At 39.8% G+C, this 8,436-nt stretch carries 10 protein-coding genes; 8 read left to right on the top strand and 2 right to left on the bottom strand.

Features of this window, described 5'->3' with window-relative positions:
* Positions 1 to 112: 112 nt before the first annotated feature.
* Entirely contained in the window at positions 113 to 1,027 is a 915-nt protein-coding gene (locus tag V7083_RS22510; protein WP_335482288.1) for an aldo/keto reductase, read from the bottom strand.
* Between the two features lie 56 nt (positions 1,028 to 1,083).
* The gene (gene mciZ, locus V7083_RS22515; RefSeq protein ID WP_335482290.1) at positions 1,084 to 1,215 is read right to left on the bottom strand and encodes a Z-ring formation inhibitor MciZ; all 132 of its coding nucleotides are present in this window, start codon (positions 1,213 to 1,215) and stop codon (positions 1,084 to 1,086) included.
* A gap of 73 nt (positions 1,216 to 1,288) precedes the next feature.
* Here mciZ and V7083_RS22520 point away from each other — a divergent pair, with 73 nt between their 5' ends.
* From V7083_RS22520 to V7083_RS22555, 8 genes are all read left to right on the top strand, one after another.
* Entirely contained in the window at positions 1,289 to 1,843 is a 555-nt protein-coding gene (locus tag V7083_RS22520; protein ID WP_335482292.1) for an NUDIX hydrolase, read from the top strand.
* Entirely contained in the window at positions 1,840 to 3,006 is a 1,167-nt protein-coding gene (locus V7083_RS22525) for an endonuclease Q family protein (RefSeq protein ID WP_335482294.1), read from the top strand. The genes V7083_RS22520 and V7083_RS22525 overlap by 4 nt, the downstream gene beginning before the upstream one ends.
* 129 nt (positions 3,007 to 3,135) lie before the next feature.
* Positions 3,136 to 3,783 carry a stage II sporulation protein M gene (gene spoIIM, locus V7083_RS22530; RefSeq protein ID WP_335482296.1) on the top strand — a complete coding sequence of 216 codons (648 nt, stop codon included), beginning with the start codon at positions 3,136 to 3,138 and terminating at the stop codon, positions 3,781 to 3,783.
* A gap of 108 nt (positions 3,784 to 3,891) precedes the next feature.
* Positions 3,892 to 4,353 (top strand): ferric iron uptake transcriptional regulator, encoded by a 462-nt coding sequence (gene fur / locus V7083_RS22535; RefSeq protein WP_335482298.1) that lies wholly within the window; start codon positions 3,892 to 3,894, stop codon positions 4,351 to 4,353.
* 138 nt (positions 4,354 to 4,491) lie between these two features.
* Entirely contained in the window at positions 4,492 to 4,719 is a 228-nt protein-coding gene (locus V7083_RS22540; protein ID WP_335482300.1) for a YqzK family protein, read from the top strand.
* Between the two features lie 5 nt (positions 4,720 to 4,724).
* A complete protein-coding gene (gene xerD, locus V7083_RS22545; RefSeq protein WP_335482302.1) occupies positions 4,725 to 5,618 on the top strand; it encodes a site-specific tyrosine recombinase XerD in 894 nt (297 codons plus the stop codon).
* A gap of 228 nt (positions 5,619 to 5,846) precedes the next feature.
* A complete protein-coding gene (gene deoB, locus V7083_RS22550; RefSeq protein ID WP_335482304.1) occupies positions 5,847 to 7,031 on the top strand; it encodes a phosphopentomutase in 1,185 nt (394 codons plus the stop codon).
* A gap of 35 nt (positions 7,032 to 7,066) precedes the next feature.
* Entirely contained in the window at positions 7,067 to 8,371 is a 1,305-nt protein-coding gene (locus tag V7083_RS22555) for a pyrimidine-nucleoside phosphorylase (protein ID WP_335482306.1), read from the top strand.
* Positions 8,372 to 8,436 lie beyond the last annotated feature (65 nt).

Here is an 8,436-nt window from a genome sequence, read left to right on the forward strand (position 1 = left end):
AACAGTGTTGATTTTTACACTCTGTTGATTGGAGCGGAAATCAACAGACAATTTCAAAAAAGCCTAAATAAAAAAAGGGGCGGCAGAAAAAACTGTCGCCCCGAAATGTAAGTTAACGATGCTCTTGATAGGTATTAGCCTTCGTTACTTGTTTTATAAGGGAAACTTCCTCATTCGTCAAAGGCTGACTTTTAATTGCCTTGGCATTCTCTCTAACCTGTTCAGGGCTGCTTGCACCGGCAACGACAGACGCAACCACAGGATTTGCCAAATTATATTGCAGGGCTACTTCAGTAAAAGAACGCACACCTGCAACCACTTCTTTTAAATGAGGCAGAACTTCAGACAGTTCCTCAAAAGAATAATCCAAATATCCTTTTCCGGCAGCCAATTTCTCTACCATTTTGTCACTTAAAAGCCCTTTAGCAAGCGGACCACGGGTAACCACACTTATACCATGTTCATGAAGCTGCGGCAGTACCTTTTCCTCCGGGCGGCGGTCAAGCATACTGTACTGCATCATGACTGAAACCAATCCTGATTTTGCAATGTATTCCCTAATAACATTTGGACGAATCGATGAAATTCCATAATAACGAATAAATCCCTCTGTCTTCAATTCCTCAAAAGCCTCAATCACTTCATCAATTGGATCCAGAATCGTGCCACCATGCAGTTGATACAGATCGATATAATCAGTTCCAAGCCGTTTCAAGCTATCTTTCACAGCTTCTTTTATGTATGTCTTGGATGGATCCCAGGTCCAGCCGCTTTGATCCGGCTTCCAACGGTTCCCAACTTTTGTCGCGATGATCACCTGTTCACGGACATTTTTTAACGCTTTCCCAACGATTGTTTCATTTTCACCCATATCATATAAATCGGCAGTATCAAAATAATTGATTCCTTCCTCAAGGGCAGTTTCAATAATCCGACGGGCATATATTTCATCTGTTCCAACTGACATACAGCCAAGTCCCAATTCACTTACAAATAAGTTTGAATTTCCAAGTTTCCTTTGTTTCAAAAAAATTCCCCCTTTCTTTTTACAATTTTATAAAAGAAAGGGGGAGACTACAAATATCAGGGTTTATGGACACTTTGCAGCCATTCAGAGACGGTTGCAAACTCCTTGTTATATTCTTTAAGCTTTTGAACTACTTCCCAACCCTTGCCGACAAGGATCACGCCATTGTCATGTACATATACTTTCATCCCATCCCCCCCAAGTCAAGTATGATAAAATGTATGACGGAACCTTATCGGGCTAGAACAGGAGATGATACATATGAATAAGTTAGAGGAAAAAACACTTCATAGTAAGGAAATTTTTTCAGGAAAGGTCGTCAGTCTTTATTTGGAGGATGTGGAGCTTCCAAACGGAAAGCAATCTAAGCGGGAAATTATTAAACATCCCGGTGCAGTGGCCATTTTAGCGGTTACGGATGAGAATAAAATGGTAATGGTTGAACAATATCGCAAACCATTGGAACGAACCATTGTGGAAATACCTGCAGGGAAATTGGAAAAGGGCGAAGAACCGGCTGTTTGCGCCAGACGTGAATTAGAAGAGGAGACAGGCTATGAATGTGCAAGTTTAGAATTGCTTACTTCTTTTTATACATCGCCGGGATTTGCAGATGAGATTGTCCATGTCTATTTGGCAAAAGGGCTAAAAAAGAAGGAAAATGCAGCTGGGCTTGATGAAGACGAATTTGTAAATTTGGAAGAAATTACTCTAGAGGAGGCCCTCCAATATGTACAGGAACAAAAAATTTATGATGCCAAAACGATTTATGCTGTCCAATACTTACAATTACAAGAGGCGTTGAAGCTTAGATGAATCGCTACTATGTCGATTTGCATATTCATATTGGCCGGACATGGACCGGTAAACCAGTTAAAATCACCGGATCCAAATCGCTGACCTTTACGAACATTATTGAACACGCCAGGCATGAAAAAGGGTTAAATATGATCGGAATTATTGATAGTCACTCCCCGGAAGTGATTCTGGAGATGGAGAGTCTTATTCAAAGCGGTGAAGTAGTTGAGCACCAAAATGGAGGTTTGGTCTTTGGCGATTTAACGGTCATTCCAGGTTCTGAATTAGAAATTTATGATGAACAATGCAACGGCCCCATCCATGTGCTTTGTTATATGCCGACAATCGCAAAAATGAGAGAGTTCTCGAATTGGCTTTCCGGCCATTTGAAAAATATTCAGTTGAGTTCACAGCGGGTGTATATAACGGGACTTCAATTGCAAAAGAAAACAAAAGAATTGGGCGGTATTTTTATCCCTGCTCATGTGTTTACACCGTTTAAAAGTCTCTATGGAAAAGGCGTGAATCATTCTTTAACCGAGGTGTTCGATCCAAGCCTGATCGATGGAATTGAGCTAGGTTTAAGCTCTGATACGGAAATGGCTGATCAATTAGGTGAATTACATGCGTATACCTTTGTGACAAATTCAGATGCCCATTCTCTTGCGAAAATCGCCCGCGAATATCAGGTCATAGCCATGGAGGAACCGACTTTTTTGGAATTGCAAAAAGCCTTACAAGGTGAAGATGGCAGGGGAGTAATCGCCAATTATGGATTGGACCCGTTACTAGGGAAATACCATAAAACGGTATGTGCCAACTGCTTGAATCATGTTCCAAATGATGATCAATTGTGTAACCTTTGCGGCAGTGAGAAAATCATTAAAGGTGTGGCTGACCGGATTCTTGAATTGAAAACGGCAGCAACGGGAAGGGCTGATCGGCCCCAATACATTCATCAAGTTCCGCTTGAATTTATTCCGGGATTAGGTCCGCGTCTGCTTGAAAAACTGGTCGATCACTTTGGAAGTGAAATGGCTATTTTACATGAGGTGCCCAAGGAGGCATTAGCGCAAGTGGTTCCTGAGAAAATTGCTGAATTCATTATGCAGGCCCGTGAAGGTAAAGTCCATCTGGCGGCAGGTGGCGGTGGAAAATATGGAAAAATTGCAGACCAATAAATAATAGCTAGAAACCTGGCAGTTGACTAAAAAAACTGCCGGGTTTTTAAAATCTATTAAATTAAGTCATAGAAAGACTAGAGTGGCCATAGACTGTATTAACGAATGACTTAATAGGAGGAAGCGTAAATGAAAAAACGTTTGTACCAGTCCAATGCCGCCAGTTATTTCCGCGAGTATTCCTCAATTTTTCTTTTTATTGTAGTCCTGTTTTTAATGGGAGTCATCTTTGGAGCCATTGTCGTCAATAGTATGAGCTTTACCCAAAAAGAGAATCTCTTCTATTATTTATCACAATTTTTCGGGCAGGTTTCCAATGGGGAAGTTGCTGAGAACAGTGATATATTTGTGCAAAGTTTCCTCCACAACAGCAAGTTTATTGGTTTAATGTGGGTGCTGGGGATCTCCATTATTGGTCTTCCTATTATTCTCATTCTCTTATTTCTAAAAGGAATGGTAGTAGGCTTTACGGTTGGTTTCCTTGTCAGTCAAATGGGCTGGAAGGGCTTCGGTCTTGCAGTGGCCTCGATTATGCCACAAAACCTGGTGATTATTCCTATCTTTATCCTAATGTCAGCCTTTTCTGTTATTTTCTCAATGAGAATGATAAAGAAGCAATTCATGAAAAAATATGCTCAACCGATTCTGCCTTTCTTTAAAGGCTATGTTGTAGCCTTAGTAGCTGCACTGGTGTTTATATCCGTGGCTTCGGGTCTAGAAGCTTATGTATCACCGTGGTTGATGAAAACTATGATCAGTTCCTCTATGTTAAAATAATAATTATATAATAATTTATCTAATCATTTATTTATAATAATTTTATTTTGAATCTCCTTTATCATCTGTTATAATGAAAATTAACAGTGGCGAGGGAGGGACTTCACGATGGAAACTAGAATTGAGAGAATAAAGAAGCAGTTGCACTCAGCAAGCTACAAGCTTACACCTCAGCGCGAAGCAACCGTAAGAGTTTTGCTAGAAAATGAAGAGGATCATTTAAGTGCGGAAGATGTGTACCTCCTCGTTAAGGAAAAATCGCCTGAAATAGGCCTAGCAACTGTTTATCGAACGCTGGAATTATTAACGGAACTGAAAATAGTCGATAAAATAAATTTTGGTGACGGGGTTTCTCGTTATGATTTGCGTCAAGAGGGCGCAGCGCATTTTCACCATCACTTAGTCTGCATTGAATGCGGCGCTGTTGATGAAATTCAAGAAGATTTATTGGAAGACGTTGAAGCAATCGTCGAAAACAAATGGAAATTTAAAATAAAAGATCATCGCCTGACTTTCCACGGTATTTGCCATCGGTGCCAGGAAAAAAAAGTTGAGGAAAATGTTAAATAAAAAGCAAACGGTCCTTCGATAGAAAGGGCTTTTTTCTTTTGTCCTTCTTTCCGCTAATTTCTAGCTAACAAAAGGTATAAAACCTGTACAAATTGGCATACCATTTATTAGAATAGGCAGAAATTGGGGGAAAAAAGGATGTTCTCTTTTATGAAAATGGCAATGCAGACCTTAAAGGTGTTTATTATATTTACCGGATGCACGATTCTTTTCTATTATGGTATCATGTGGGTATCTGATGAATACCGAAACTATCATCGCTATGATGAACCGGAAGGATCTGCTGTGAAAGTCTCTAACGCAGTCAATCAAAAACATTCTTCCATGCTGGATCGGCTATTTTTGTTTTATTTAAATGGGGAGTAAAAATAATGGAAGAACAAGTAAACAATTTTCTAAGATATTTAAGTATTGAAGCTGTTAAGGCCAAAAATACAATTCTCTCGTATGAACGTGATTTGAAAAACTACGTGCACTATCTGAAAAAAGTAGAGTCTTTGGACACATTCAATCAAGTTCAGCGAGTACATATTATTCATTTTCTCGAATTTTTAAAGGAACAGGGAAAATCATCAAAAACAATTGCACGTCACATCGCTTCGATTCGTGCGTTACACCAATTTTTATTAAGAGATAAAGCAACGGACCATGATCCATCTGTGCAAATCGAAACGCCAAGAATGGAAAAATCCCTCCCTAACATACTCAGTTTGCCGGAAGTAGAAACATTGCTAGCTACTCCCAATCCTGCTGATCATTATGGTATTAGGGATAAGGCGATGTTGGAGTTGTTATATGCAACAGGCATCAGAGTTAGTGAATTGATTGGTTTAGATATGGAAGATATCCAGTTAACCATGGGATTTATCCGATGCAAAGGCAAAAACGATAAAGAACGAATTATACCGATAGGGAAAACGGCAACAGAAGCAGTTTCAGTTTATTTAGAAAAAGGGAGACCTCATTTTGTCTCAAAAAAACACCAAGATACAGCATTATTTCTCAATCATCAAGGAAAGCGAATGACTCGGCAGGGATTTTGGAAAATCTTAAAAAGGTTGGCAGCCGAGGCAGGCATTGCTACAGAACTGACACCCCACACATTAAGACATTCCTTTGCTGCGCATTTAATTGAAAATGGCGCAGATTTAAGAGCAGTCCAAGAGATGCTTGGACATGCAGATATCTCTACGACGCAGATCTATACAAGCATTACGAAAACAAGGCTAAATGATGTATATCGAAAATTTCACCCGCGGGCTTAATATATTTACAGTTTTATAGAGATGTTCACATAAATGTTAGAAAGCTGCTGTAGTTTTAGCAGCTTTTTTCTTGTAATTTTCGATATATCTAGTAAAATAAAGAAGTCAGACTTCTGACAAATATGTAGTCATTTGTAGGTTAAATAGACCTAAATAGGGAATCCTATTTATGTCTAATGTTTTCTTGGAATTGTAAACGGTGTCAAAATAAAAAGGAGGAATTTGTAAATGGCAGCAAATACATATAAACGTATTTTTATCATTGTAATGGATTCCGTAGGGATTGGGGAAGCACCTGATGCTGAAAGGTTCGGAGATAAAGGAGCAAATACATTCGGTCATATAGCGGAGAAAATGAATGGTCTAAACATGCCGAATATGGGAAAATTAGGATTAAGTAATATTCTTGAAATTAAGGGAATTGAAAAAGCAGAAAAGCCGCTTGCTTTTTATACAAAGATGATGGAAGCTTCAAACGGCAAGGATACAATGACAGGTCACTGGGAAATCATGGGTTTAAATATCCAAACTCCATTCCAGGTATTTCCTGATGGGTTCCCAGATGAACTTCTGTCAGAAATAGAAAAAAGAACAGGCCGGAAAATTATCGGTAATAAGCCTGCCAGTGGAACAGAGATTCTCGATGAACTTGGCGAAGAACATATGAAAACCGGAGCATTAATTGTCTATACTTCCGCAGATTCTGTGTTGCAAATTGCGGCGCATGAAGAAATTGTTCCACTTGAAGAGCTGTATCAGATTTGTAAAATAGCTCGTGAATTAACGCTTGATGAAAAGTATATGGTTGGAAGAGTAATCGCTCGTCCATTCCTCGGTGAGCCGGGTAACTTTAAGCGGACAGCCAATCGTCACGACTACGCTTTAAAGCCATTTGACCGTACCGTTATGAGTGAATTAAAGGATTCTGGCTTTGACGTCATCGCAATCGGAAAAATTTCCGATATTTATGATGGCGAGGGTGTAACGAAATCAATGAGAACGGTTTCGAATATGGATGGTATGGATAAGCTGGTTGAAACATTAGATATGGACTTCAATGGAATCAGCTTTTTAAATCTCGTTGATTTTGACGCTCTGTACGGACATCGCCGTGATCCAATCGGTTATGGAAAAGCCTTAGAAGAGTATGATGCAAGGCTATCGGAAGTCTTTGAAAAGATGAAGGAAGATGATCTATTAATGATCACTGCGGATCATGGAAATGACCCAGTAGCTCCTGGAACAGACCATACCCGTGAATATGTACCGTTGTTAGTTTATTCGAAAAGGATAAAAGAAGGTAAAGAATTGCCTTTAAGAGAAACGTTTGCTGATCTGGGTGCTACGGTAGCTGACAATTTTAAAGTGAAAATGCCGCAAAATGGTAAAAGCTTTTTAAACGAAATGGAATAAGTAATGATTAATAAATCGTAAAGTGGTGACTGATAATGAGAATGGTTGATCTGATCGAGAAAAAACGTGACGGACTTGAATTAACCACAGAGGAAATTAATTTCATTATTCAAGGATATACAGAAGGCTCAATTCCTGATTATCAAATGAGTGCCTTAACGATGGCAATCGTCTTTAGAGGAATGACAGAACAAGAACGTGCTGATTTAACCATGGCGATGGTGAAATCAGGTGATGAAATCGATTTATCGCAAATCGAAGGAATTAAAGTAGACAAACATTCAACGGGCGGTGTCGGGGATACGACAACCTTGGTATTAGGACCACTTGTCGCCGCCGTTGGCGTTCCTGTTGCGAAAATGTCGGGCCGTGGTTTGGGCCACACGGGCGGAACCATTGATAAGTTAGAATCGGTAGCTGGATTCCACGTCGAAATTGATAACGCTGAGTTTATTGACTTAGTAAATAAAAATAAAATCGCTGTTATTGGTCAAAGCGGCAACCTGACACCTGCGGATAAGAAGCTTTATGCACTGAGAGATGTTACGGCAACGGTTGAAAGCATTCCACTTATTGCCAGCTCGATCATGAGTAAGAAAATTGCTGCTGGAGCTGATGCAATTGTTCTAGATGTAAAAACAGGCGCAGGTGCCTTTATGAAAACACTAGATGATTCCCGCGAATTGGCTAAAGCCATGGTGCGAATTGGAAATAATGTCGGCAGAAGAACAATGGCGGTTATTTCTGATATGAGTCAACCGCTCGGATTTGCAATTGGAAATGCGCTTGAAGTAAAGGAAGCCATCGATACATTAAAAGGTCAAGGACCAGAAGATTTAACCGAGCTTTGTTTAACACTTGGCAGCCATATGGTGTACGTAGGCCAAAAAGCCGGTTCACTGCAAGAAGCTAGAACCATGTTGGAAAATGCAATAAACAATGGTACAGCACTTGCCAAGTTAAAAGAATTCTTAACCTCTCAAGGCGGAGATGCTTCCATTGTAGATGATACTTCCAAATTGCCGCAGGCTAAATTTGTATTTGAACTGGAGGCACAACAAGATGGCTATGTATCTGAAATCGTCGCTGATGAAGTTGGAACAGCAGCCATGTTGCTAGGTGCAGGTAGGGCTACGAAAGAATCAAACATCGACCTTGCAGTAGGATTGGTCTTACGAAAAAAAATCGGAGACCAAGTCAAAAAAGGTGAATCCTTAGTAACCATCTACAGTAACTTCGAAGACGTAGCTGAAGTGAAACATAAGCTATACGAGAATATCAAGATTTCAACAAATATAGTAGCAGCCCCAACCCTCATCCATGAGGAAATAACAGAATAGATACTGTTTAAAAAGTAGAAAGGGTGACAGGTACCATGTGAAATTTCCACATGGTACCTGTCACC

It is taken from the genome of Bacillus sp. JJ1764 (assembly GCF_036962145.1).
Classification (GTDB): domain Bacteria; phylum Bacillota; class Bacilli; order Bacillales; family Cytobacillaceae; genus Neobacillus.